This window comes from Dactylosporangium sucinum, assembly GCF_014647515.1.
Classification (GTDB): domain Bacteria; phylum Actinomycetota; class Actinomycetes; order Mycobacteriales; family Micromonosporaceae; genus Dactylosporangium; species Dactylosporangium sucinum.
Genome location: NZ_BMPI01000055.1, coordinates 52,313 through 77,342, shown reverse-complemented (window position 1 = coordinate 77,342; position 25,030 = coordinate 52,313). Strand labels below are relative to the sequence as shown.

Below are 25,030 nucleotides of genomic sequence, written 5' to 3'. Positions count from 1 at the left end.
CGGACCACCGCGAGGACGCGGTGGCCGTTGCGGCGGGCATCGGACAGCCGCTCGACGACGAGCACGCCGACGCCCTCGGCCCAGCCCGTGCCGTCGGCGCTGCCCGCGAACGACTTGCAGCGCCCGTCGGCGGCGAGCCCGCCCTGCCGGGAGAAGCCGGTGAACGCGCCGGGCGTGGCCATGACCGTCACGCCGCCGGTCAGCGCCAGCCCGCACTCGCCGTTGCGCAGCGCCTGGACCGCCAGGTGCAGCGCGACCAGCGAGGAGGAGCAGGCGGTGTCGACGGTGACGGCCGGGCCGGTCAGCCCGAGGACGTACGCGACGCGGCCGGACAGGACGCTGCCCGCGGTGCCCGGGTCGACGAAGCCGGCCACGTTGCCGGGTGTGCCGGCCAGCCGGAGGTTGTAGTCGTGGTACATCAGGCCGGCGAACACGCCGGTCGGGCTGTCGCGCAGCGCGGCCGGGTCGATGCCGGCCCGTTCGACCGCCTCCCAGGCCACCTCGAGCAGCAGCCGCTGCTGCGGGTCCATGGTCAGGGCCTCGCGCGGGCTGATCCCGAAGAAGGCCGCGTCGAAGCCGGCGGCGTCGGCGAGGAAGCCTCCCTCGGGACGGTAGGTGTGGACGAGGCCGGGGTCGAAGACGGCGGCCGGGTCCCAGCCGCGGTCCGCGGGGAACGGGCCGACGCCGTCGCGGCCGGCGGCGACCAGGTCCCAGAGGTCGTCCGGGCCGGTGACGCCGCCGGGGTACCGGCAGGCCATGCCGACGATCGCGATCGGCTCGTCGGCCGCCACGGGCCGGGCCGCCATCGCGACCGCGGACCGGACGCCGGTGATCCGGCGCCGCAGCTCGACGGCCAGGGCCCGGGGGTTCGGGTGGTCGTAGGCGAGCGTGGCGGGCAGCCGCAGGCCGGTGGCGGCGTTCAGGCCGTTGCGCAGCTCGACCGTGGCGACGGAGTCGAAGCCCAGGTCCCGCAGCGCGCGGCCGGGTTCGAGGGCGCCGGGGGCCGTGCCGAGCACCGCGGCGATCTCGGCCCGGACGAGGTCCAGGAGGATGGTGTACTGCGTGTCCGCGCCCACGTCGGCCAGCCGCGCGGCGAGGGCGGCGCCGGCTCCGGCGGCGTGGCGGTCCGAGGCCCGGCCGAGGCCGCGCAGCACCGTCGGCACCGGGCCGGCGATCCGCGCCGGGTCGAGCCGCGCGGCGACGGCGACGGGACCGCCGGCCGCGACGGCCGCGTCGAACAGCCCGAGGGCCTGCTCGACGGGCAGCGGCGGCACGAACCGCCGCAGCGCGTCACCCGTACCGGGCGCGTCCCACGGGCCCCAGGCGATCGATACCGCCGGGAGCCCGAGCGAGTGCCGCCAGGTGGCGACGGCGTCCGGGGCGGTGGACCCGAAGCCCAGGCCGAGCACGCCGGTCGCGTCGGAGGACAGGACGAACGCGGTGAGGTCCGCACCGGCGGTGGCCTCGTGCACATGCAGGGCACCGGCGGGGCCGGCGGCGTGGAGGACGCCTCGCAGCGGCCACCGTCCGGGCAGCCGGGAGCAGGCATCCGCCAGCGCTGCGGCGTCGGTGACGTCGCAAGCGGACAACCGGACCCGCGCGCCGGCAGCCGCCAGCTCGGCGGCCAGGGCAAGCGCTCCGGGCGCGGCCGGCCCGGACCGGGACAGCAGCACGAGACTGCGAACGCCGTGCACGTGCACCAGGTGCCGCGCCACGGCGCGCCCGACGACCCCGGTGGCCCCGGTGACGAGCACCGTTCCGGTGGGATCCCAGGCCGAGCCCACCGGATCAACCGAGTTGCCGGGCACCGCGCGCTGGAGTCGCGGCACGAACGCCACGCCGTCGCGGACGGCCACGTGCGGCTCGTCCACGGTCGACAGCGCGGGACCGGCGTCGCCGCCGGCGGTCTCGACGAGCACGATCCGCCCCGGGTGCTCGGCCTGCGCCGCGCGCACCGCGTCGATGACGGCCGACCGGGCCGGGTCGCTCGAGCCGACGACGGCGAAGAGCCGCTCGTCCTCGGGGGTGGTGGCGAGCCGGGCCGCGATGGCTTCCCGCACGGCCGTGGGGTCGGCGGGGCAGTCCAGCACGGGCCCCGCAAGCGCCGGGTCGGCGGTGGGTGCGGGCACCCAGGCCGGCGTGAACAGCGCGCCGTCGCGGGCGCCGCGCAGCCGCGCCGGCTGGTCGCGCAGCGCGTGCCGCATCACCTTGCCGGAGCCTGTGCGCGGTACCGCCGCGATCTCAAGAAGCTCCTCGGGGACCTTGAAGGTCGCCAGGAGCTCCCGGCACCGGGCGAACACCCGCTCCGGGTCCGGTCCGCCGCCGGCGGACGGCACCAGGTAGGCGACCGGCACCTCGCCGAGCACCTCGTGCGGCCGGGCGGCCACGGCGGCGTCGGCGACACCGTCGATGCCGAGGAGCACGGCCTCGATCTCGGCCGGGTGGATGTTCTCGCCGCCGCGGACGATGAGCTCGCGGATGCGGCCGGTGATGGTGAGAAAGCCGCGTTCGTCGCGGCGGGCCAGGTCGCCGGTGCGGTACCAGCCGTCGACGAGCGCGGCGGCGGTGGCCTCGGGGGCGTTGTGGTAGCCGGACATGACGTTCGGCGCGCTGACCCACACCTCGCCCTCGGCCCCGGCCGGCACGTCCCGCAGCGTCTGCGGGTCGACGAGGCGCAGCTCGAGCCCGGGCACGGCGCGGCCGCAGGAGCCCTCGACCAGCTCGCCGTGCGGGGCGTTGACGGTGATGGCGCCGGACGTCTCGGTGCTGCCGTAGCTGTCCAGCAACGGTACCCCGAGCGCGGCCTCGAACTCGGCGCGCAGCCCGGCGGCGGCGACGGCGCCGGTGACGAGGCAGGCGCGCAGCGACGGCGCCGACCAGTGCCCGGTCTCGGCGGCGCGCAGCAGGTAGCGGTACATGGTGGGGACGCCGACGAGGAAGGTGGGCCGCTCGCTGTGGATGAGGCCGAGGACCTCGGCGGGGGCGAACTCGCCGACGATGCGCGCGGAGGCGCCGACCGCGGTGACGCCGACGATGCCCAGGACGTGGGCGAGGCTGTGGAACAGCGGCAGCGGCCACAGCACGTGGTCCTCTTCGGACAGTCCGAGGATCGGCGCGTAGCAGGCGGCCACGGACCACAGGCAGTTGCGGTGGGTGGCGTGGACGCCCTTCGGGGCGCCGGTCGTCCCGGAGGTGTAGAGCATCCAGGCGATCTCGTCGAGGCCGAGGTCGTCGGGCGGCGGTGCGGCCGGGTCCGTCGCGGCGAGCTCGGCGAACGAGTGGGTGCCGGGCGGTGGGTCGCCGTCGTCGTTGACGACGATGAGGGTGCCGTCCCGGCCGTCGAGGACGCGGGCGACCTGTTCGGCGTGCCCGTCGTCGGTGATGACGATCCGGGCGCCGCTGTCGTCGAGCAGGTAGGCCAGCTCGGCGTCGGTGCTGCGCGGGTTGATCGGCACCCCGACACCGGCGGCGCGGTTGACGGCGCAGTAGCTCTCGACCACTTCGACGCGGTTGTTGAGCAGGATCACCGCCCGGTCGCCGCGGGCGAGCCCGAGGGCGGCCAGGTGGCCGCCGAGCCGCCGGGTACGGCGCTCGAGCTCGGCGTAGCTGACGGTGCGGCGATCGTCGGCGTACGCCGTCTTCGAGCCGAGGCGCCCCGCGTGGGCGCGGAGCGTCTCGGGCAGCGGCCGGATCAGGTCGGCACGGGGCATGGACTCTCTCCCGGGGAGCGCGCGGCGGGACTGTGGTGGCGGGCGCGCCCCGCGAGGGTGTGCGGCCTCGCCGGCGGGCTACTCGGCGACCTTCGTGCGGGTCACCCAGCGGTACACGTGCGACACCTCGGTGCGCTGGAAATGCTCGTAGCCACCGCAGAACGGCACCTTGATCCGCTCGTCGTCGGCTTCGATCCAGCTCTCTGGGTCCTCCCGGGGAAGGTCGGCCGGGCCGCCCTCCAGAACTACGCGGAGCACCGCGCTGGACGTCAGGTCGGTCTCGCTCACGACGCGCCTCCAGAATTCGGTGAGGCTTGCAGTTTCGGTGAGGCTTGCAGTTTCGGTGAGGCTGGCAGTTTCGGTGAGGCTGGCAGCTTCGGTGAGGCTTGCAGCTTCGGTGAGCTTGCAGTGAGGCCCATCATGGCCGGGGCCGGGAGCGGGCCGGTACCCGTAGCGCCCCCTAGCCCGGCGGCGCCGGAGCTGTGCACGGGCTGCGCGTCGTTAGGGGTTGCCGCATTCCAGCATGTGGGCCTTGTATGGGCTTCATGCACGCCGATGACCTCGTCGCACGCGTCCGGCTGACGGTGGATGACGCCGCGTCGGCGATGACGTTCTACCGCGAAGTGTTCGATGCGATCGAGCTGCGGCGCGAATGCCTGGTCGACGGGCAGATCGTGGGCGCCGAGCTGGTCGTGGGCCGCCACCGGCTCGTGATCAGCGCCTGGGACAGCGACCTGACCTCGACCGGCTGGGGCGAGGAGTTCCCCGCCGACGCGACGGATCCCGTGCTGCGGCTGGAGTGCGCGGAGTCCGCCGCCGTGCTGCGCCGGGCCGTGGCCGCGGGCGCGCGGGTCGTGCCGCCGGCCGACGACACGCACGCCGTGATCATCCGCGACCCCGTCGGCCAGCGCTGGACGCTGGTCGACGGGGTCTGACGGACCTTCCCGCCTCCTTACTCCCCGCTGCCGGCCAGGTCGGCGGCGCGGCGGCGCACCAGCACGCCCGCCGGGAGCAGGCTGGACACCAGCGCGATGACGAGGCAGGCACCGGCGATCGCGCCCACCGGCCACCACGGCACCACGAAGGCCACCTCCGGGTTCTTGCCGCTCAGCGCGAGCACGAGCCCGCCGACCGCGGGCACCACCGCGACCACGGCCAGCACCGCCCCGAGCACGGTGACGAGCACGGCCTCCGCGCCGATCATGCGCAGCACCTGGCCGGGTGTCGCCCCGGTCAGCCGCAGCACCGCCACGTCGCGGGCCCGGCCGCTGGTCGCCATGAGCAGCGTGTTGGCGATGCCGATGGCGGTGTACAGCAGGGCCATGCCGAGCAGCGCGACGGTGGCCAGCGTGTTGAGCCGGTCGCCCTCGGCGTCCAGCACCGCGTGGAACTGCGCGGTCGGGATCAGCGCCCCGCCGCCCGCCGCGGCGGCGGCCGCCGCCGGTCCGGTGTCGGCCCCCGGCTCCAGGTCGAGGTAGACCAGGTCGGCGAGCGGCGCGCCGGTGTGCCCGTCGAGCAGTGCGACCGGCAGCAGCAGCATCCGGGCCAGGTCGATCTGGTCGTCGACGACAGCCACGACGCGCAGCGACACCTCGGTCGAGTCGGCCAACGCAATGCGCACCGTCTCGCCGAGCTCCCAGCGGCCGGCGGGCACCACGACGGTGTCGGTGCCGGTGAGATCCTCGAGGCGGCCGGCGACGACCGGCAGGTCCACGACCTTGGACAGCGCCGGGCCGTCGACGTAGCGGCCGGTCCAGTCGTACGGCGGCTGGGGCCCGTAGACGTAGACCGGCCGGTCGGTGACGGCGACGCCGGCCCGGACCCCGGGGGCCTTCGCCACCGCGTCCACGGTCTGCGCGGACAGCGGCCCGGTGACGACGGCCGGGGCGCTGATGCGGTGCTCCGCGGCGGCCCGCCCGGTCTCGGTGATGATGGCCTCGCCGGCCAGCGCCCCGGCCGCCAGGCCGATGGTGACGATGATCGGCGCGACGGTGGCCGCGGTGCGGCGCATCGCGGTCAAGGCGCTGTGCCGCACCAGGGTGCCGGTCGCGCCGCCGGTGGCCGCGGCGGGCGCCGTCAGCAGCCAGATGAGCGGCCGCAGCAGCACCGGGGAGAGGATGGCGAAGCCGGTGATGAGCAGCAGCACCACGAGGAAGAAGAACCCGGTGAGGCTGGCGGTGTCCAATGTGGAGAATGAGATGATCAGCGGCACGGCGCCGCCGACGGCGAGCAGGCCGACGATCCACCGGCCGACCGTCATCGCGCGCCGGTCGACGGCGGCCTCCCGCAGCGCCTCGGTCGGCCGGATCCGCCCGGCCCGCCGGGCCGAGAGCCACGCGGCGACGAGCGCGACGAGCAGGCCCACGCCGATCGCCGCGGCCACCGCCCACCAGATGAACCGGGCGGTGTATCCGGCCGGGGCGAGGCCGACGTCGGCGAGCCAGCGGGCGAACGGCGCGGCCAGGGCGTAGCCGAGGGCGGCGCCGGCCAGGCAGGCGACGACGGCCACGGTCATCGCCTCGCCGAGCACGAGCCGGCGGACCTGGCGCGGGGTGGCCCCGGCCGAGCGCAGCAGCCCGAACTCCCGCCGCCGGGTGGCGACGGCGTAGGCGAACGTCGACGCGACGATGAACGCGGCGACGACCAGGCCGATGCCGGCGCTGTTGCCCAGCACGATGAGCACGGCCGCGCGCAGCTGGTAGTCGGGGTCCGGGGCCGCGTCGACCCGGTCCGCGCCGCTGAGCACGCGCACGGATCCGCCGCCCTGGTCGCCGACGGCGGAGCGCACCTGCCCGGCCAGCGCGGCCGCGGTGGTGCCCGCGCGGGCGGTGAGTGCGATCGCGGTGATCCGGTCGTCGGCGAGCTCGGCGGCGACCGCGTCGGTGGTGTAGAACGCGGCCGGTGCGGTCGTGTCCAGCACGCCGCTGACCACGAACTCGCGGGGACCGGCCGCGGTCTGTGCGGTGATCCGGTCGCCGACGCGGTGGGCGGCGGGCGCGGTCAGCACGATGCCGTCCGGCCCGGTCGGGGGCCCGCCGGCGGCCCACGTGGAGCGGTGCAGGGCGGCGATGGACCAGGGGTGGATCCGGTCGCCGGTCTCGTCGGCGATGGTGGCGTAGCCGGCGTGGTCGACGACGAGGTCGCCGTCCACGGTGGACAGCCGCTTCGGCAGGTCGGCCGGCAGCGCCCGGGACTCGACGGTGTCGGTGACGCCCGGCGGGCGGCCGGGGTCGTCGGCGGTGAGGGTGGCCGAGGCGGTGCCGGCGACGACGACGTCGGCCCGGTCGAGCCAGGCGGCGCGGCCGTCGCCGGAGCTGAGCGCGGACAGCGCCGACAGCGCCGACGCGGTCAGCAGGGCGACGCCGAGCGCGAGCGCGACGAAGGTGCCGACGAAGCTGCCCGTCCGGGCCCGGACGGTCTGCCAGGCCAGGGCGATCACGACGGGGCCTCCAGGCGGGTCATCCGGGCGGCGACCGCCTCGGCGGTGGGCTCGGTGAGCTCGCCGGTGACCTGACCGTCGGCGAGGAACACCACGCGGTCGGAGAAGGACGCCGCGAGCGGGTCGTGGGTGACCATGATGACGGTGAGCCGCTCCCGGTCGACGAGGTCGCGCAGGATGCCGAGCACCTGCCGGCCGGAGGCCGAGTCGAGCGCGCCGGTGGGCTCGTCGGCGAAGACGACCTCGGGCCGGGCGATGAGGGCCCGGGCGATGGCGACCCGCTGCTGCTGGCCGCCGGACAGCTGCGCGGGGCGGTGCCCGGCCCGGTCGGCCAGCCCGACCGCGCCGAGCGCCTCGAGGACCGCCTTGCGCTTCGGCTTGCGCCCGGCCAGCCGCAGCGGCAGGCCGACGTTGAGCTCGGCGGTCAGCGACGGCAGCAGGTTGAACGCCTGGAAGACGAAGCCGATGCGGTCACGGCGCAGCAGGGTCAGCTTCGTCTCGCTGAGCTTGGCCAGGTCATGCCCGGCGAGCAGCACCTCGCCGGCGGTGGGCCGGTCGAGGCCGGCCGCGATCTGCAGCAGCGTCGACTTGCCGGAGCCGGACGGCCCCATGACGGCGGTGAAGGTGCCGCGGCCGAAGTCGGCGTCGACCGAGCGCAGCGCGGCGACCTCGGCGGAGCCGGTGCCGTAGACCTTGCGCACGGCGCGCAGCGAGACCGCGGGGCCCTCCGGCGCGCTCACGGGACCACGACCAGACGGCGGCCGCGCAGGTCGGTGCGCTGCCAGGCGGACTCGACGTCGGCGAGCGGGACCAGCTCGACGTCGAAGGTGAGCTCGCCGGCCTGCGCCCACTTCACGATCTGGCCGTAGACCTCGCCCATGGTCTGGGCGTCGAGGCCCTTCGCGGCGCCGACGATCTCGACGCCGGAGGTGCGCAGGCTCTCCGCGGCGATGGTGAGGCTCGGCCCGGCCGACTCGCCGACCTGGATGATCCGGGTCGGCTTCGGGAACGAGAACGACGTCGGGACGAGGGTGCGCAGCAGGATCTCGGTCGGGCGGCCCCACAGGAAGTCCACGACGATGTCGTAGCCGTCGCCCTTGGCGTCGGCGTAGGCCTGCTGGAGGGCGTCGTCGTCGACGGCGGTGTTGATGACCGCGTCGGCGCCGATCTCGCGCACCTCGGCCAGCGCGGTGTCGTCGCGGCCGGTGGCGACGACCCGGCCGGCGCCGAGCAGCCGGGCGACCTTGACCGCGAGCCGGCCGGCGACGCCGGTGGCGCCCTGCACGAGCACCGTCTCGCCCTCGGCGAAGCCGGCGGCGGTGCGGATCGACATGCCGGTGACGGCGGTGCCCAGGACGGTCGCGACCGCCGGGTCGATGCCCTCGGGGATCGGCCCGTAGTTACCCTCGGGCACGACGGTCCGCTCGGCGAGCGCGCCGAAGGGCATGCGCGGCCGGCCGAAGCCGACGAGGGTGCCGTCCGGCAGCGCCCCGATGCCGTCGAAGCACGGGATGACCGGCAGTTCGGTGATGAACTCGCCGCTGGCGAAGTGCCTGCCCGCGGCGATGAGCTTGTCGACGTTCTCGACGGCGACCGCGCGCACGTCGATGATCACCTCGCCGTCGCCGGCGACGGGATCCGGGAAGTCCTCATATCGGGGCACTTCCCCGACCTCGTGCAACACCGCCGCCTTCATGGCGCCTCCCCGCTAGTTGCTCGGACTGAATCGATCGAACTCTTGTTGACAGTGATCGCCGTCACTCTAACACTGATAGAGTGATTTGGGAGGTACCGCCTTGCCCCTGGATCGGGAACAAGTTGTCACCGAGGCCGTCGCGCTGCTCGACGCCGACGGCCTCGAAGGCGTGACGCTGCGCCGGCTCGCGAGCCGGCTCGGCGTGCGGGCGCCGACGCTCTACTGGCATGTGGCGAACAAGGCCGCGCTGGTCACCGCGATCGCCGAGGCGATCCTCGAGCGGGAGTTCACCGTGCTGGAGCCGCCCGGGCCGCAGGAGCGCTGGCAGGACTGGCTGATGGGCCTGGCCGGGCGGCTGCGCCGGGCGCTGCTCGCGCACCCCGACGGGGCCCGGGTCATCTCGGCGTCACAGCTGTCGTTGCGGATGGCGGCGATCTCGGAGCTTGCGATCCGCACGCTGACCGAGCGGGGCCTGCCGCTGCGCCGGGCGCGCCTGCTGGTGCTGACCGTGCAGCGGTTCACCATCGGCCATGTGCTGGAGGAGCAGGCGCCGCGACCGGAGGCGGACGGGTTCGACCTGCCCGCGTTCACGGCCGCGCATCCGGTGCTGATCGCCGGGATCACGGAGTACTTCCAGGCGGGCCGGACCGTCGACGACCTGTTCCGGGACTGCCTGGAGGTCATCGTCGAGGGCTACGACACGGCATGAGCCCTTGACAGGACGTACGCCGTATGTTTTATTTAGACGTACATCGTACGTTCAATCTCAGGAGGCAGCAATGAGCGCCAAGGAGCCGCAGGACGGGGTTCTGCACCGGCTGACCCACGCGATCCCCGGCGTTCCCGAGCACGACTCGACGCGCGGGCGACGCCACCAGGGCAACGGCTGGCAGCACCGGCGACACCACGAGAAGCTCAACCACAAAGGCGGCCACGGCCTGCACGACGCCGAGCGCAAGCGCCGCGTCCTGCCGGGCTGGCAGAACATGATCGCCCGCTTCTTCGGCGCGGAGTGATCGTGGAACCCGTCTGACGACCGGGGCGATCGAGCGTCCCGGTCGTCAGCGGGAGACCGGACCTACCGGGACCTACTGCTGAGCCCGCCAGGCCGCGTCGCGGCCGACGAACGCGAGGAACTTCTCGGCCTCGGTCGCACCCTCGGGCACCGGCAGCTCGTCGCCGAAGTGCCGCGGGCCACGGACCCGCTCGTACGGCAGCGGGTCGACGACCGAGTGCGTGAACGCGATGACGTCGGCCGGGATCTCCAGGTCGAGCCCGGCACTCTTGGCGATGTCCCAGCCGTGGACGTAGAGGTCGATGGCCGGGAAGCTCAGGCCCGCGGCGAGGTTGCTCGTGCCCTTGTCGGTGGCGACCTCACGCGCCAGATTCGTCTCCTCGACGAAGCCGCGCAGGCGGGTCGCGATGCCGTCCCACCACGCCACCGGATCGCCCTCGACCATCGCGCCGGGCGGCACCGGCGGCTCCCAGGCGGGCTGCTCGCCGTGCAGCAGCTGCAGGCTGAACTCCATGCAGTGCCCCAGGTGGCCGAGGACGTCCCTCGCCGTCCAGCCGGTGCACGGTGAGGGCCGCCGCCAGTCCTCGTCGCCGAGCTGTCGCACCATGGCGTTGAAGACGTCCAGGCCCCGCAGGACCAGCACCTCCGGCCGCACCAGCCCGTCCTCGGCGACCGCCGGCGGCTCCGGCAGCGGCTCCTGCGTGCGCACTGCGCGCAGGATCATGAAGTTGCCGCCCGGCAGGGAGATGTCCTCGATGGTCATGCCCGCCTTGCCCAGCCACTCGCCGATCTCGGTGGGGCCGAACAGCTTGCGCACCACCGTCTCGCCCATGCGCCCCTGGAAGTACCGCGCGAGGTGGTCCGGGTCCGGGACGAGGTCCATCAGCGTGAACGAGCCGCCCGGCTGCAGGATCCGGCCGATCTCATGCAGTACCGCTGCCTTGTCCTCAAAATAGTGCAGCATGTTCCAGGAGTTGAGCGCGCCCACGGTACCGTCCGGGAAAGGCATGTCCACGGCGTTGGCGCGCACCGACGCCGCACCGGGCACGCGCCGCGACAGCCGGGCGAGCATCGAGGCGGACGTGTCCACGGCGATCAGCCGCTCCACGCCGTACTTCTCCGAGATCGTCTTGGTGGTGATGCCGGCGCCGGGGCCGAGGTCGACGATGGGCCCGTCGGCCGGGGTCATGAACTCGGTCACCCAGCGGTTCTCGTCGGCGAAGGTGATTTCGCCGGCCCAGTTGCCGCCGATCAGCCGCATGAAGGCGGGCCGCAGCCACTTCTCGTGGAAGCGGGCCATCAGCGGGTCCTCGATGGCGTCCTCGCCGCCGATGATGTCGACGAAGCCGTCCTTGACCGGATAGGACGCCCCGCACTGCCCGCAGTCCAGCGCGTCCTGGCCGCCGGCCAGCGGGCCGTGGCAGGCGGTGCAGCGCAGCATCGGCAGGTAGCGGCCCAGCGCTCCGAAGCCGTCGGGGTCGGCGGTGATCGGCGCGTCCACGACGTCGTGCGCGACGACGTGCTCGGGCGTCTCCCCGATCGGGCCGTGCTCGACGGACCACAGCGCCTTCGCGCCGCTGTAGCCGAGCAGCGTGTTGGTCTCGCCCTGCCACAGCACGGGCAGGACGTCGTCGGTCAGGTTCGCCCACCGCACCCAGCCGCCGATCTCGCGCAGCTCGTCGTCGTCGACGGTCCACGCGGCCGGGGACGGGAAGCAGCGGCCCAGCCGCAGCACCCCGATCTCGTCGTTGGGGTCGCAGGGGGCCAGGCAGCGCGTCAGACGGCTGAGGTCGTCCTCCTCCAGCGCCTGCACGGCGGCGTCCGCGAGAATCCGCTCGCGGCCGGCGGCCAGGTGGCCCAGCAGGTATACCAGGGCATAGGTGAGCGGCTCGTCTGCGGCGGCGAGCTTCGCGAGGTAGCCGTCGAGGCCGGCGAGCGCGGCCGCGGCGAGCGGGTCGGCGGTGTCGGCCTCGGCCTCGGGCCGCTTGGCCTCCAGCAGCAGGCCCAGCAGGATGGCATGATGGCCGTTGAAGCCGGTGTCCGCGGCGTCTTCGGCGTCTTCGGCGGTGAGCGCCCGCACCAGGGTCGGGGCCAGCGTCCCGGCCTCGTCCGTGCGTGCGCCCTCTTGCCAGACCGTCGCCACCAGCGTGCGGAACGCCTCCCGACGTGCCTCACCCGTACCCGATCGATGGAACGCTTCCAACGCAGCGGAAGCAGCGCCTGAGGTCGTCATGGCCCGCACGCTAACAGCGGTCCGGCCCGGATTCGGCGCAGAATAGGGGCTGCTCACGGGGGTTCACGTATGGATAGGGGTGCCCGGCGGCGCACACGCCACGAGTTCGGTGAGCGGCCGGCCCGCGGTCAGCTCGCGCAGCACCCGCGCGACGGCGACCGGTTCCCGCAGGGCGCGGTCCAGTTGCGGGCGCGTCAGCGAGAGCGCGTCGAGCCGCCCGTCACCGGTGGCGGCCTCCACCAGGTGGAGCACACCGCGGATCGGGACCGCGGCCAGTGCCCCGGCCAGCCGCGCCCGTCCACGATCCCCCGCGGCCGCTTCGAGCATCCGCACGCGCACGCCGAGGCCCGCCAGGTCTTCCAGCCACGCCAGCCGCTGCGGTGCGCCCACCGCCGACGGCGTGACCACGAGGAGTTCCCGGACGCCGTGCACGCGCACCAGGGTCCCGGCGACAGCCCGGCCGGCCGCGTCCAGCGCGCCGGAGACCAGTACCGATCCCGGCGCATCCGGGATCCCGCCGTCGTCGCCCGCCGGCGCCAGCACGCGCCCGCCGCGGATCGCCGCCCGCGCCTCGTCCCCGACGGTGCTCAGGAGCGCGGACACGTCGCTGCCGAACCCGGCGTCGCGGCCGACCCCGGCGTCGCGGCCGGACTCCGCGTCGAGGTCGGACTCCGCGTCGAGGTCGACGAGGGTCACCCGCCCCGGATGTTCCGCCTGCACCGACCGGACCAGGCCCCAGACCACGGCGCCCGCCAGGTCGGCCGGCCGTTCGCCCGTCGAGGCCACGACCGCGCCGCGCGTCACCACCGCGAGCCGGCCGGCGCCGTCCCCGCGCGACATCCAGCCGCGGATCAGCTTCAGCACCCGCCACACCGCCGTGTTGACATCGCCGGCGCCGTTGCGCTCGACGTCGGCGCCGGCGCACACCACCGCGTCCGCCCCCGCGGGCACGTCCCGCAGCGCGTGGACCGCGGGCCGCAGGCCCAGGCCGAACCGGTCCTCGCCCACCAGCACGGGCATCCACTTCTCCATAGACGAACGATCGTGCGCCGAACGCTGTGCGCTGGCAATGGCCGGCCGGGCGCCCCGACCGGGCATAGGGGCCGTTACGGGTACCGGCCGGCCCGGCCCCGGCAGATGATGGCGCCCGGAGATCTCGCGACCAGGCACGGAACCCGAACAGGAGTGGCGAGCGGATGAGCGGCTATGTACTGGAGTTCCACGAGATCGACAAGACCAGCCTCGAGATCGCCGGCGGCAAGGGCGCGCACCTGGCGGAGCTCTCGCGGATCGCAGGCGTCCGCGTGCCCGCCGGCTTCTGCGTGACGACGGCCGCCTACCAGCGGGTCCTGGCGGACGCCCCGTCGATCGACGACCAGCTCCGCCGGCTGTCACGGCTCAAGCCGGACGACCGCGACGCGATCCGCACGCTCAGCGCCGAGATCCGCCGCACCATCGAGGGCATCGCCATCCCCGGCGACCTGGCGGAGGCGGTCACCGCGGCGCTCGCCCGGTCCGATGCGGGGACGGCCTATGCCGTGCGCTCCAGCGCGACGGCCGAGGACCTGCCGACCGCCTCCTTCGCCGGACAGCAGGACTCGTACCTCAACATCGTCGGGCCGGCCGAGGTGCTGCGGCACATCAGCCGGTGCTGGGCCTCGCTGTTCACCGAGCGGGCCGTCACCTACCGCCTGCACAACGGCTTCACCGGGCGGGTCCACATGGCCGTCGTCGTGCAGCAGATGGTCTTCCCGCAGGCGGCCGGCATCCTGTTCACCGCCGACCCGGTGACGTCCGACCGCAAGGTCGTCTCCATCGACGCCAGCTTCGGCCTCGGCGAGGCCCTCGTCGGCGGCCTGGTCAACCCGGACGTCTACAAGGTGCGTGCCGGGCAGGTCACCCTCAAGGAGATCGGCACCAAGCAGCGTGCCATCCACGCCGCGCCCGACGGCGGGACGCGGGAGCAGGAGATCGCGCCGGAGCTGCAACAGCAGCCCGCGCTCAGCGACGAGCAGATCGTGCGGCTCGCCGCGCTCGGCCGGCAGATCGAGGCGCACTTCGGCTCCCCCCAGGACATCGAATGGTGCCTGGCCGACGACGCGTTCCAGGTCGTCCAGAGCCGCCCGATCACCACGCTGTTCCCGATCCCCGCGGTCGCCGACCAGGACAACCACGTCTACTTCTCCGTCGGCCACCAGCAGATGATGACCGACCCCATGAAGCCCCTGGGCCTGTCGATCTGGCAGCTCACGACGCCCGGCCCCCTGTCCGAGGCCGGTGGCCGGCTGTTCGCCGACATCACCTACGTGCTGGCCTCACCCGGCGGCGCCGCCTTCCAGGAGGCCCTGGGACGGTCCGACCCGTTGATCGGCGACGCGCTGCGGATCATCCTGGAACGCGACGGCTTCCTGCCGGTCCTGCCGGAGCAGGCCCCGGGCGGGATGGCGTTCAGCGGCCCGCCGGAGCAGATCCCGACCGACCCGGCCATCGTCGCGGACCTGATCGCGCGCAGCGAGGCGTCCCTCGCCAGGGTGCAGCGCGAGATCAGCACCAAGTCCGGCACGGAGCTGCTCGACTTCATCCTCGCCGACGTCAAGGAGCTGGCGGCGTTCCTGCTCGACCCGCACAGCCTGCAGGTGATCAACGCGGCGATGGGGGCCACCTGGTGGCTCAACGACCAGATGCAGACCCTGCTGGGCGAGAAGAACGCGGCCGACGCGCTCACCCAGTCCGCGCCCGGCAACGTAACCTCCGAGATGGGCCTGGCCCTGCTGGACGTCGCCGACGCGATCCGCCCGTACCCGGAGGTGGTCGACTTCCTGGAGCACGTCGAGGACGAGGGCTACCTGGACAAGCTGCCCACGGTCGCCGGCGGCACCGAGGCCCGCGACGCCATCGCCGGCTACCTCGACAAGTACGGCATGCGCTGCGTCGGCGAGATCGACATCACCCGGCCCCGCTGGATCGAACGCCCCACCTCGCTCGTGCCGATGATCCTCGCCAACGTCAAGAGCATCGAGCCGGGCGACGTCGGCGCGCAGCGCTTCGAGCAGGGCCTGCGGAAGGCCCGCGAGAAGGAGCAGGAGCTCCTGGAGCGCCTGCAGGACCTGCCGGACGGGGAGCAGAAGGCCGAAGAGGCCAAGGCGATGATCGACCGCGTCCGGACCTTCGTCGGCTACCGGGAATACCCGAAGTACCACATGGTCGGCCGGTACATCGCCTACAAGCAGGCGCTGCTGGAGGAGGCCGACCGCCTCGTGGCCGCCGGGGTGCTCCGCGAGAAGGACGACATCTACTTCCTCTCGCTCACCGAGCTCCACGAGGTCGTGCATGCCGGACAGGCGGACGCCGCGCTCATCCGCTCCCGGAGGGACGCCTTCCGGTCCTACCAGGCGCTCACCCCGCCCCGGGTCCTCACCTCCGACGGCGAGGTAGTCACCGGCACCTACCGGCGCGACGACCTGCCGGACGGCGCACTGGCCGGCCTGCCCGTCTCCGCCGGCACCATCGAGGGGCGGGCCCGCGTCATCCTCGACATCGCCGACGCCGACCTCGAAACGGGCGACATCCTGGTCACCACCTTCACCGACCCCAGTTGGGCCCCCGCGTTCGTCGTGATCGCGGGCCTCGTGACGGAGGTCGGCGGCCTCATGACCCACGGCGCGGTGGTCGCCCGCGAGTACGGCCTGCCGGCCGTCGTCGGCGTCGAGAACGCCACCACCCTGATCCGGGACAAGCAGCAGATCCGCGTGCACGGCTCGGACGGGTACATCGAGCTGCTGCCGTAGGCGCGGCACGTCGGCGAAGGGCCTCCCGACCCTTCCGCGCCCCTTCCGCGCCCCTTCCGCGACGCGGCGGTGAAGAGCCTCCGGGCCCTTTACCGCTGCACGCTACGCTGCACCTATGGCGAGGAACCCAGACAACGGCCTGATCTGGGCCCGGGCGGAGCCGAGCATCCGCAAGCCCCGGTTCAGCCGCGAGATGATCGCCGCCGCCGCGCTGGAGATCGCCGACACCGAGGGCTTCGACGCCGTCTCCATGCGCGACGTCGCCTCCGCTCTCGGCGCCGCCACGATGACGCTCTACAACTACGTGCGCACCAAGGACGACCTGGTCGCCCTCATGCACGACGCCATCATGGCCGAGATCCTCGTCCCGGCCGGCGAGCTGCCGGCCGCCTGGCGCGACGCTGTGACCCTGATCGCCGGCCGGATCCGGGCCGCGCTCGTGCGCCATCCGTGGGCGGTCGGCGCGATGCAGGAGGCCCAGCCGGGGCCGAACGCGATCCGCGCCCTGGAGCAGTACCTGGCCGCGGTCGGCGACAGCCGCTTGACCCGGGCCCAGAAGTTCGACCTGCTCACCGCGGTCAACGCCTACGTGTTCGGCAACGTCCTCATCACGGTGGGCACCCGCAAGCGCGCCGAGTCGGAGGCCGGCGACCCGGACCTGGTCGAACAGGTCTTCGCCCTCACCAACACCCTGCTGGAGACCGGCGAGTTCCCGCACACCGCCGAACTGCTGATCCAGCGCACCACCCCCGACGACAACGCACCCCCGGTCCGCGACGACGACCAGGGCGTCGAGGAGCAGTTCCACCGCGGCCTCGCCGCCCTCCTCGACGGCCTCAGCGCCCGGTTCGCCGCCGGTGGGTGAGGACGGCGCGGCCCACCCGCGGTCACGGGGGCGTACCGCTGCGCGGTCGCTCGCGCCCGGCGCGGGCGCCGGTCAGGAGCGCGGGCGGGGCATCAGGGCGACGAGGAGCAGCAGCGGCACGATGGCGGTCATGGTGGTCGCGAGGCCGATCCGATCGGCGGTCCAGCCGATCAGGGCGGGGCCGAGCAGAATCCCGGCGTAGGTGAACGTGGTCAGCCGTGACACCAGCATCGCCGTCGGGGCGCCCGGCAGCCGGCCGACAGCGCTGTACGTCAGCGGGATCAGCACCGAGGACCCCAGCCCGGCCACGCCGAAGCCGGCCAGCGCCGCAGCGGGGTGCGGTGCCAGCACGGCCGCCGCGAAGCCGGCAGCCGCGATCGCGGCGCCGAGGCGGAACAGCGCATTGCCGCCCCAGCGGGCGGTGAGCCGGTCGCCGGTGAGCCGGCCCAGCGTCTGGCCGCCCGTGTAGGCGGTGATCGCGGCCGCGGCCAGGGCCAGCGTGGCATGCCGCTCGTCGTGCAGGAAGATGCCGCCCCAGCCGAGCACACCGCCCTCGCAGATCATGACCGCAGTCGCGGTCAGGCCGAGCACAAGCAAGGCCGGGGTCCAGCCGCCCGCGTCGCCGGACCGCGCGCCGGTCTCGTCGCCGGTCCGGCCGGTCTCCGGCAGCCAGCGGCCGAGCGCCAGGCCGGCGACCAGCAGCGCAGCCCCCGAGACAACGAGGTGCGCGGCGTGGGTGACGCCGGCGTGGGCCAGTGCGGCAGTGGACGCCGAAGCGAGGACCGCGCTGACGCTCCACGCCGCGTGGCAGCCGTTGAGGACCGGCCGCCCGGCCCATCGCTCGACGACGACCGCGCTCGCGTTCATCGCCACGTCAGTGGTGCCGTGAACCGCGCCGAGCAGGGTCACGCCGGCGGCGAACCACCACGGGCCGGGCGCCACGGCGACGCCCGCCAGCAACAGCGGCATGACGGCGAGGGTGACCCGCAGCACCGCCCGGGCGCCCAACCGGGCCACCAACGGCCCGACGAGCTGCATGCAGGCCAGCGCGGCCAGCGCGAACAGCAGGCCGGTGAGCCCGAACTCCCCGTCGGTCAGCCGGTGGGCGTGCTTGAGCGAGGGTCCCCGCACAATGTACGTCGACAGCGTGAGCCCGTTGAGGAAGAACACCGCGGTGACGGGCCACCGCCCCGGCGCCATCCGCGCCGCGGCCCCGCGCGCGGTGCGCCACTCGCTGACGGTCATGTGTGCCCCCCGGTCTCGACGCGGGCCCGGACGTGGCCCACCCGTATGACGATCGGCGCGGGGCGAATACGACAACCGCCGTCGGGTCAAGACGAGGCTGGCCGCGAGGACGACCGCGGCGCGGTGGCGCACGATGACAGCCACCTCGGCTCGGGTCGGCTGCGCGCCGTTCGACCAGGCCGCTACTCGTCACCCGTTCCGTGCACGGTCTTGTGTGGGGTGCGGTTGCCGTCGCGGAGGGCCTGGCCGGCCAGGTTGATGCTCCATGAGACGAGCGGCGTGATCTTCATGACCGGGATGCGGCCGAAGCGGGTGCCGCGCTCGACGAGGTCGGCCGTGCCGTAGACGCGCAGGTAGCGCGGCGACCATGGCTGCGTCGAGGCCAGGTCGTCGATGACGAGGGCGACCTTGGTGTTTCCGGCCCGGACGTTCTTCGTCCGCCGCGCTTTGGCCGGGTCGAAGCCTCCGATGTAGAAGTGTTTGCCGTCGAACTCGAAACCGACGGGAACGACGTCGGGCTGGCCGTCGTCGGCGACCGTGGCGATGCGGGCCAGTGGCTGGGATCGAATGTAGGCGATCTCTTCGTCGGTGAATCCCATGGCTCCCCCAGTCAGGCCAGCGTCGGGTCATCGGTGTAGCCACGGTGGTCGCGTCTGCCACTGTAGCGCAATACGTGAGTTAGTCAACTATTGAGTCGGTGTAGTAATGTGGGAGGTATGACCGACCGGGAGGCCCGCTTCGCCGAGGCCGGCCGGCTCGCGCAGATGCTGATCGACATCGCCGAGCAGGCGAAAGCCGACTTCGCCGCCACGGTGGCGTCATTCGGCCTGCCCGTGCACCTCGCGCGGGCCATCGTGCTGCTCACCAACCCGGCGCCCATGCGGGACCTCGCCGAGCACCTCGCCTGCGACCGCTCCTACATCACCAACCTGGCCGACCAGCTGGAGCAGCGCGGCCTCATCACCCGCGTCCCGGGCGAAGACCGCCGGGTCAAGCTGCTCGCGCTCACCGACGCCGGCGTCGCCGTCCGGGACAAGATCTCCGAGGCGGTCGCCGAACGCAACATGATCCTCCGCCGCCTGACCGCTGCCGAGCGGCGGACGCTGGCGCCACTGCTCGAGCGCCTCCTCGACGACAGCACGGATCGCCGTGGCCCCGCGCCGCGGACCGCGCACCGGAGCGGCGCCTGCTGACCGGGCCGTCGCCTGGCCCACATCGCACCATCCCGACCACACAGCCCGGGAGACACGACCCCATGACCTTCGACACTCGCCGCGGGACGCGCGGCAGCCGTCAACCCAACGGCCGGTTCCTGCGCTGGGTGAACGGGCTGATGACCAGACGGATGCGCCGCTCGGGCGGCGGCCGGATGATGGGCTTCAACGCCCTCGTCCTCACCACCGTCGGCCGCCGCAGCGGCGCCGAGCGGACCAACCCGGTCGGCTGGTTCCCCGGACCCGACGGCAGCTGGCTCATCGTCGCCTCAGCGAACGGCGCCGTCGACAACCCCGCCTGGTACTACAACCTCGCCGCCCACCCCGACAACGTCCGCATCGAGGTCGACGGCGACACCATCGCCGTGACGGCCGAGCAGCTCCACGGCGCGCAGCGCGAGCAGGCGTGGCAGCAGATCACCGCCGCCGCGCCCAGATTCGGTCAGTACCAGCGCAAGACCGATCGCGAACTGCCCATCATCCGCCTCACCCGTCAGGTCACCATCGACCAGTAGGTCTTGTGAACCGGGCAACGAGCCGCGCCCGCTCACTCTCCACCGAATCACCGCAACCGAGCCGTTGTGAGCTCAGTTGCCAGCCGTGGCGCAGCACGAGAGGCCGACTGAACCGTCCGCTCATGTCTGGCCGGGCCAGACCTCGGGTTCGGGGCCGCCGTTGCCGGCTGGGGGCTCGTCGGCGACGAAGACGCCCCGTCCTTGATGACCGCGCACCCAATGCTCGGCGCGCAACAGCAGCATCGCGTTGTCGATGGAGGTCTCCCCGACGCCGTAGTGGGCTGCGAGCTGTCTCTTCGTCGGCAACTTGTCGCCCGGCATCAACTGGCCGGATCGGATCTGCTCGCGCAGGTCGTCGGCGACACGCTGATATTCAGGACGGAACGGCTCGACAGGCATGATGGAACGACTCCCAGGTTGGCTCGTCGAGTACACCACGCCCGCAGACACCGGTCCAAGAGCCCTAGACTTACCCGGGTTACCCGGGCTACTTTGCTACTACGGCTTCCCGGGTTGGCGCCAGGGTTGCCCCCGAGGGGCCGGCGCGGCCCGTCTTGCCCTGAGGTCCCCGCGCCGACCCCGGTTCGCATGACGGCCCTCCGAACCTTCACCACGCGATGGCGCCGAGTGGCCGCCTTACCTCGCATTGGAGGTGCCGTGTCTGACGACCATCCGGACTGGTGTGTCGGCGCAGCTTGCACCGCAGATCGGCAGCCGTTCAACGCCCACGCCGTCGGGGCGCACCGTTCACGGCCTGAGGTGGTTGGCATCACCGTGCTGCGGCTCGCGCAACCGCCCGGGGCTCTGTCGCCGTGGGTGGAGATTCGCCGCGGCAGCGACCGTGTGACGGTGCCGCTGCTGGAGGCGGAGCGTTTGGCACCCGCGGTCGACGACCTACTCGTCCAGGCGGGCCTACGACCGTTGTAGACGGAGCTGAGCTCTTGCCCGCACCGCGGCCGCCGGCGGCCGCGGTGCGGGCGTGTACGGCGCTGGAGGGCCCGCGCCGGCTGACTACCGCCCGAAGGCCGTTCGTCGGACTGGAGGCGCGACGTTCATCGCATCCGGCGATCCTCGGGTCGGCCGTCGGGCGGGTCCCAAGCGGCGCCCCATCGGGTTGGGAGCACCTCACAGCCTCAACCAATCCCCGCAGCGGTGCCAGGCGTCGGCTGCGTCGGCGGCCCGGTGGGTCGGCCGGTCCGGGTCGTGCGCGAAGCCGTGCCCGGCCTGTGGATAGCGCACGACGGTCACCCCGGCGTGCTCCAGTGCCGCGGCGTCGTCCTCCGGTACCAACGGATCGCGCCCGCCGAGGAGGGCCAGGACGCGCCCGGGCCGGCCCTCGGCGAGGGTGTCCAGCACCCGCGCCTGGCCCGGCCCGAGCCCGGCCTCCGGCGGCCGCACGGGGCCGTAGAACGCCACCAGCCGGGCGAAGCGGTCGAGCTGCGAGGCATGGTACGCATACGTCCCGCCCTGGCAGAAACCGATGAGCGACAGCCGGGTGCAACCGGTGGCGTCGGCCGCCTCGGCGATGTCGCGCAGCCGGTCGGCGTCCGGGATCTCGCGCGAGGCGGCCAGCCGTGCCGGCACGTCGGGCGGGAGATCGCGACCCGGGAACGGCTCCGGCGCGCACACGACCGTTCCCCAGCGCTGCGACAACTGTCCGCACAGGTCGTCGTAGAGCGGGCGTAGCCCGAACACGTCGGGGAGCAGGACGAGCCCGTGCTCGAACCCCGCCGGCGGCTCCGGCCGTGGCCGGGCCAGGATCGCCGGCGTCCCCGAGGGCAGCGTGATCCGCACTCCGAATCCTCCTAGACGATGAATGCTTCGAGCGCCTCGGGAGCGAAGAGTTCCGCCGGCTCCCACTGACGGTCGGTGAGGCCCTGCTCGTACGAGTAGCGCAGGAACGTCCGCAGGGTGACGTCGTTGGCGTCGACGCCGTACGGCCAGAAGTCCCGCCCCATCGCGGCCCGGGTGCGCTCGACCTCGTCGTACAGCCAGGGCAGCGAGTAGCGCAGCGCGTTGGTCTCGCCGATCATGCGCGTCGCCTGCTGCCGCGCCTCGTCGAACGCCTTGTAGAGCGAGCGCGCCAGCCACGGCCGTCGCTCGTAGACGTCGCGGCGCAGCACGACCGTATGCATGATCGGGAAGACCCCGGTGTCCGCGAAGTACGACTCTTCCACCCGTCGCGGGTCGCCGAAGAGCCGGCGGACGGACGGATCGCCGTGCGCGAAGGGCAGCGGCATCCGCGCACTGTAGAGGGCGTCGATCTCACCGGCCACGAGCATGGCGGCGAGGGTCCGGCGGGGCCCGATCGGCTCCACCTCGATGCCCAGCTCCGCGACCCGGGCCGGCAGGGGCAGCTTCTCCGAGCGGCCGGGCTCGTGCAGCCCGCCGGTGCGGTACCGCACGGCCGCCACGGGCACACCGTGCCGTTCGGCGAGCACGCCACGGATGAAGACGGCGGCGGTCATCTGGTACTCCGGGACGCCCACCAGCCGGCCCACGAGGTCGGCGGGCTCCGCGATGCCCGCGGCGGCGTTGACGTAGATCCCGTTGTGCCGGAAGGTCCGCGACGGGAACACCGGAATCGCCACGAAGTCGGCCGTGCGCGTCAGGTTCAGCACGTACGACGACAGCGACAGCTCCGCGGCGTCGAACTCGCGATACCGCAGCATCCGGTAGAAGACCTCCTCGGGCGGCAGCGCGAGGTAGGTCAGGTCGACGCCCTCGGGGCGCACGGCGCCGGTGCGCAACGCCTCGGTGCGGTCGTAGTCGCCGCACGCCAGCGTCACCGAGATCCTGCTCATCGCCGGCCCCCACCCTCCACGGTGTTCCGCAGCGCCTCGCCGGCCTCCACCAGCGTCTGGAGAATCCGGACCAGGTCGTCCCGGTCCTGTTCGCTGAGGCACTCGACGAGCCGGTCGGTCATCCGGCTCGCCGCGACCGAGATCACGGCGTGCAGCCGGTCGCCCTCCTCGGTGAGCGAGAGCACGTTGCGCCGCCGGTCGTCAGGGTCGCGGCTGCGGACGACGTACCCGCGCTCCAGCAGCCGGTTGACCACGTCGCCGACCGTGGAGGTGTCCAGCGACACCTGCCGGGACAGCGAGTTCTGGTCGGTCTGCGGTGTCGAGGCGATCGCGCTGAGCACGGCGAACTGCGTCGACGTGACCTCGTTCGACACGTCGGCCGTCCACAGCCAGTTGTGGACCTGCTGCGCCCGCCGGATGAGGTGACCCGGCTGCCGGTACATGTCGGTCTCGACCGCCTGCGGAGTGTTCGACGGCACTGTGTTCATCGCTTACCTCCGTGACCGGGCCGGTCCGCGTACGCGACGGCCCCGACTGAACTCACGCCGACCTGGAGCCGGCCGACCCGATCGATCTCGACGGCGACCGTGTCGCCGTGACGCAGCGGCCCGACGCCCGCCGGCGTGCCGGTCGCGATGACGTCGCCGGGCCACAGCGTCATGACGGAGCTGGCATAGGCGACCAGCTCCGGCACGCCGAATATCATCTTCTTCGTCGCCGCGTCCTGACGCAGCTCGTCGTTGACCCAGCAGCGCAGCTGCAGATCGGCGGGGTCCCCCACCTCGTCGGCGGTGGTGACCCACGGTCCCAGCGGGGTGAACGTGTCGAACGACTTGCGGGTCGACCTGTCCTCGGTCGAGCGGACCGTGATGTCCAGCACGCACGTGTAGCCGAACACGTAGCCGAGGGCATCGTCGATCGGGACGTCCCGGGCGGTACGGCCGATCACGACCCCCAACTCGCCCTCCTGGTCGGTGCGCTTGTCCAGATACGGCAGCCGGACGTCGGTGTCCGGGCCGGTCACCGACGAGCCGGCCTTCAGGAACACCCCCCAGTCCAGGATGGTGTGGGCGTCGGGCATCTCGTCGACGTGTTCAACATAGTTCGCGGGCGCCCCGATGATTTTGCCCGGCCGCGGCAGCGGGGCGCGCCAGTCCAGATCGGCGATCGGCCACCGGCGAAGGCCCGCCAGCCGCTCCGGCGCCAGCTCGCCCGGCTCGTAGGGTCGCTCCAGCAGTCGCTGCAGCGGACCCTGCGGCCCGACCGGGCCCAACTCGAGCAGGTCCGTGACGTCGACCGCGTCCGCCCCGGCAACCACAGCCAACCGGTCGTCCCCGAACACCCCAAACCGCACCGCTACTCCTCTCTCATCCCGGCCGTACCGGCCTTGATCGCGCGGGTCATGCTCAGCCCTGGATCTGCTTGATCAGGCCGACCGTCTTCTGGGCCTCGGGACCCTGCTGGTCCACGGGGATCTGCGGAATGATCTTGTCCTTGATGGCGTCGAGGGTCGGGAACCCGGGCGGGGCGGCGGTGCCGGGCCGGGTGCCGAACACGCCGGTCTTGGCCAGCTCGGCCTGCGCCTCGGCGGTGAACAGCCAGTTGGTGAACAGCTTCGTCGCGTTGGGGTTCGGCCCGCCCTTGAGCAGGCAGGCGTACATCGTGTCGAGGCGGGCGCCCTCGGCCGTCGGGAACACGAACGCCACCGGCAGGTTCTTCTTCTTGCTGGTCGTGAACACCCCGGTGTTGTTGACGAGCATGACGTCCCGTTCGCCGCGGGCGACCGCCTGCTCGGCCAGCGCTGCCGTGTCGACGATGAGCGGCTTGTTGGCGAGCGTGCCGCGCACCCACGCCTCGTCCAGCTTCTGCTCCGTCATCAGGTTGGAGATCATGAGTGCCGTGGCGCCGACGATCGCCGGGTCGACCGCGGCGAGGCGTCCCTTCCACTTCGGGTCGGCCAGCTCCTGCCAGCCCTTGGGCGCCTGATCGGCCGTGAGCTTGTCGCTGTTGTACTCGATACCGACTCCGAAGTGGACGAACGCGTGGTAGGTGTTACCCGGCCCGACCTGGTCCGGCGTCAGATAGCCGGCCGTGAACGGCTGGTAACCCTCACACCGGCCGGCCTTCACCGCCGCGGCGGTGCCCGACCCGCCATGGGTCTGCACCGATCCGACGTGCTTCCCGCTGGCGAACTCCTGATCGAGGCGGGTGTTCAGCTTCTCGCCGAAGATCGACTCCGACACCACTTTGATGGCCGGGTAGCGCCGCATGAAGACCCTGTACGCCGGCTCGTAGAACTCCTGACCCGGCCCGTACACCACGACCTGGGTCTCCCCTGCCTTCTTCGCGTCGGCGTAGAGGTCGTCGAGTTGCCGCTGGACGGCGATGCCGCCGAGCGCGTCGGGGTCGCCGGCGGCGTCGCCCGGCGTGGCGCTGGCGCCGCAGCCTGCGGTGGCGAGGGCCAACGAGGCGGCGAGGCAGGCGGTGAGGCTGCTGAGTCTCATGG

The 25,030-nt window shown here is 73.1% G+C and carries 23 protein-coding genes; 8 read left to right on the top strand and 15 right to left on the bottom strand.

The annotated features are described in order from the left end of the window. On the bottom strand, positions 1–3,710 hold a 3,710-nt coding region (locus IEZ31_RS40490; RefSeq protein WP_190255418.1), incomplete at its 3' end, for a beta-ketoacyl synthase N-terminal-like domain-containing protein. A 78-nt stretch (positions 3,711–3,788) separates the two neighbouring features. Beyond that, on the bottom strand, positions 3,789–3,998 hold the full coding sequence (locus tag IEZ31_RS40485) for a DUF5988 family protein (protein ID WP_190255417.1): 210 nt from the start codon (positions 3,996–3,998) through the stop codon (positions 3,789–3,791). A gap of 257 nt (positions 3,999–4,255) precedes the next feature. Here IEZ31_RS40485 and IEZ31_RS40480 point away from each other — a divergent pair, with 257 nt between their 5' ends. Next, positions 4,256–4,645, top strand: a complete 390-nt coding sequence (locus IEZ31_RS40480) for a VOC family protein (protein ID WP_190255416.1) — start codon at positions 4,256–4,258, stop codon at positions 4,643–4,645. 17 nt (positions 4,646–4,662) lie between these two features. Here IEZ31_RS40480 and IEZ31_RS40475 read toward each other — a convergent pair whose 3' ends face one another. Genes IEZ31_RS40475 through IEZ31_RS40465 form a run of 3 tightly spaced genes read right to left on the bottom strand, consistent with a single transcriptional unit; the run spans position 4,663 to position 8,845 of the window. Further along, positions 4,663–7,149, bottom strand: a complete 2,487-nt coding sequence (locus IEZ31_RS40475; protein ID WP_190255415.1) for an FtsX-like permease family protein — start codon at positions 7,147–7,149, stop codon at positions 4,663–4,665. Next, a complete protein-coding gene (locus IEZ31_RS40470) occupies positions 7,146–7,889 on the bottom strand; it encodes an ABC transporter ATP-binding protein (protein ID WP_190255414.1) in 744 nt (247 codons plus the stop codon). The genes IEZ31_RS40475 and IEZ31_RS40470 overlap by 4 nt, the downstream gene beginning before the upstream one ends. Beyond that, positions 7,886–8,845: a quinone oxidoreductase family protein gene (locus tag IEZ31_RS40465; RefSeq protein WP_190255413.1), complete on the bottom strand. Its 960-nt coding sequence runs from the start codon at positions 8,843–8,845 to the stop codon at positions 7,886–7,888. Before IEZ31_RS40465 ends, IEZ31_RS40470 begins: the two co-directional genes overlap by 4 nt. 100 nt (positions 8,846–8,945) lie before the next feature. On the opposite strand from IEZ31_RS40465, the gene IEZ31_RS40460 reads away from it, so the two are divergent. Both IEZ31_RS40460 and IEZ31_RS40455 read left to right on the top strand, forming a co-directional pair. Next, on the top strand, positions 8,946–9,554 hold the full coding sequence (locus tag IEZ31_RS40460) for a TetR/AcrR family transcriptional regulator C-terminal domain-containing protein (RefSeq protein ID WP_190255412.1): 609 nt from the start codon (positions 8,946–8,948) through the stop codon (positions 9,552–9,554). A gap of 70 nt (positions 9,555–9,624) precedes the next feature. Further along, entirely contained in the window at positions 9,625–9,861 is a 237-nt protein-coding gene (locus IEZ31_RS40455) for a hypothetical protein (RefSeq protein WP_190255411.1), read from the top strand. Positions 9,862–9,933: 72 nt separating this feature from the next. Here IEZ31_RS40455 and IEZ31_RS40450 read toward each other — a convergent pair whose 3' ends face one another. Next, a complete protein-coding gene (locus tag IEZ31_RS40450) occupies positions 9,934–12,093 on the bottom strand; it encodes a TIGR03086 family metal-binding protein (protein ID WP_190255410.1) in 2,160 nt (719 codons plus the stop codon). Between the two features lie 63 nt (positions 12,094–12,156). Continuing rightward, positions 12,157–13,113, bottom strand: a complete 957-nt coding sequence (locus IEZ31_RS40445; protein ID WP_190255409.1) for a SpnB-like Rossmann fold domain-containing protein — start codon at positions 13,111–13,113, stop codon at positions 12,157–12,159. Between the two features lie 176 nt (positions 13,114–13,289). Between IEZ31_RS40445 and rph the strand changes: the two genes are divergently transcribed. Continuing rightward, positions 13,290–15,881 (top strand): rifamycin-inactivating phosphotransferase, encoded by a 2,592-nt coding sequence (gene rph, locus IEZ31_RS40440; protein WP_190255408.1) that lies wholly within the window; start codon positions 13,290–13,292, stop codon positions 15,879–15,881. A 115-nt stretch (positions 15,882–15,996) separates the two neighbouring features. Next, on the top strand, positions 15,997–16,746 hold the full coding sequence (locus IEZ31_RS40435) for a TetR/AcrR family transcriptional regulator (protein ID WP_190255407.1): 750 nt from the start codon (positions 15,997–15,999) through the stop codon (positions 16,744–16,746). Between the two features lie 72 nt (positions 16,747–16,818). Here the strand turns inward: IEZ31_RS40435 and IEZ31_RS40430 are convergent, their stop codons facing one another. Both IEZ31_RS40430 and IEZ31_RS40425 read right to left on the bottom strand, forming a co-directional pair. Beyond that, positions 16,819–17,991, bottom strand: a complete 1,173-nt coding sequence (locus IEZ31_RS40430) for an MFS transporter (protein WP_190255406.1) — start codon at positions 17,989–17,991, stop codon at positions 16,819–16,821. Between the two features lie 182 nt (positions 17,992–18,173). Beyond that, entirely contained in the window at positions 18,174–18,590 is a 417-nt protein-coding gene (locus IEZ31_RS40425; protein ID WP_190255405.1) for a PPOX class F420-dependent oxidoreductase, read from the bottom strand. A 117-nt stretch (positions 18,591–18,707) separates the two neighbouring features. On the opposite strand from IEZ31_RS40425, the gene IEZ31_RS40420 reads away from it, so the two are divergent. Next, entirely contained in the window at positions 18,708–19,184 is a 477-nt protein-coding gene (locus tag IEZ31_RS40420) for a MarR family winged helix-turn-helix transcriptional regulator (RefSeq protein WP_190255404.1), read from the top strand. 62 nt (positions 19,185–19,246) lie between these two features. Further along, positions 19,247–19,720: a nitroreductase/quinone reductase family protein gene (locus IEZ31_RS40415; RefSeq protein ID WP_190255403.1), complete on the top strand. Its 474-nt coding sequence runs from the start codon at positions 19,247–19,249 to the stop codon at positions 19,718–19,720. Positions 19,721–19,840: 120 nt separating this feature from the next. Here IEZ31_RS40415 and IEZ31_RS40410 read toward each other — a convergent pair whose 3' ends face one another. Continuing rightward, on the bottom strand, positions 19,841–20,119 hold the full coding sequence (locus IEZ31_RS40410; RefSeq protein WP_190255402.1) for a winged helix-turn-helix domain-containing protein: 279 nt from the start codon (positions 20,117–20,119) through the stop codon (positions 19,841–19,843). Positions 20,120–20,377: 258 nt separating this feature from the next. Here IEZ31_RS40410 and IEZ31_RS40405 point away from each other — a divergent pair, with 258 nt between their 5' ends. Beyond that, positions 20,378–20,647 carry a hypothetical protein gene (locus tag IEZ31_RS40405; RefSeq protein ID WP_190255401.1) on the top strand — a complete coding sequence of 90 codons (270 nt, stop codon included), beginning with the start codon at positions 20,378–20,380 and terminating at the stop codon, positions 20,645–20,647. Positions 20,648–20,845: 198 nt separating this feature from the next. Here the strand turns inward: IEZ31_RS40405 and IEZ31_RS40400 are convergent, their stop codons facing one another. The 5 genes from IEZ31_RS40400 to IEZ31_RS40380 are packed head-to-tail and all read right to left on the bottom strand — an operon-like array spanning position 20,846 to position 25,028. Then, entirely contained in the window at positions 20,846–21,514 is a 669-nt protein-coding gene (locus IEZ31_RS40400) for a dienelactone hydrolase family protein (RefSeq protein WP_190255400.1), read from the bottom strand. Positions 21,515–21,525: 11 nt separating this feature from the next. After that, positions 21,526–22,524, bottom strand: coding sequence for a substrate-binding domain-containing protein (locus tag IEZ31_RS40395; RefSeq protein ID WP_190255399.1), 999 nt, complete (start codon positions 22,522–22,524; stop codon positions 21,526–21,528). After that, complete coding sequence (locus IEZ31_RS40390) at positions 22,521–23,012, bottom strand: MarR family winged helix-turn-helix transcriptional regulator (protein ID WP_190255398.1); 492 nt, start codon at positions 23,010–23,012, stop codon at positions 22,521–22,523. Before IEZ31_RS40390 ends, IEZ31_RS40395 begins: the two co-directional genes overlap by 4 nt. After that, positions 23,009–23,878 (bottom strand): fumarylacetoacetate hydrolase family protein, encoded by an 870-nt coding sequence (locus IEZ31_RS40385; protein WP_190255397.1) that lies wholly within the window; start codon positions 23,876–23,878, stop codon positions 23,009–23,011. Before IEZ31_RS40385 ends, IEZ31_RS40390 begins: the two co-directional genes overlap by 4 nt. 52 nt (positions 23,879–23,930) lie before the next feature. Next, a complete protein-coding gene (locus IEZ31_RS40380; protein ID WP_190255396.1) occupies positions 23,931–25,028 on the bottom strand; it encodes an ABC transporter substrate-binding protein in 1,098 nt (365 codons plus the stop codon). Between the last annotated feature and the right edge of the window lie 2 nt (positions 25,029–25,030).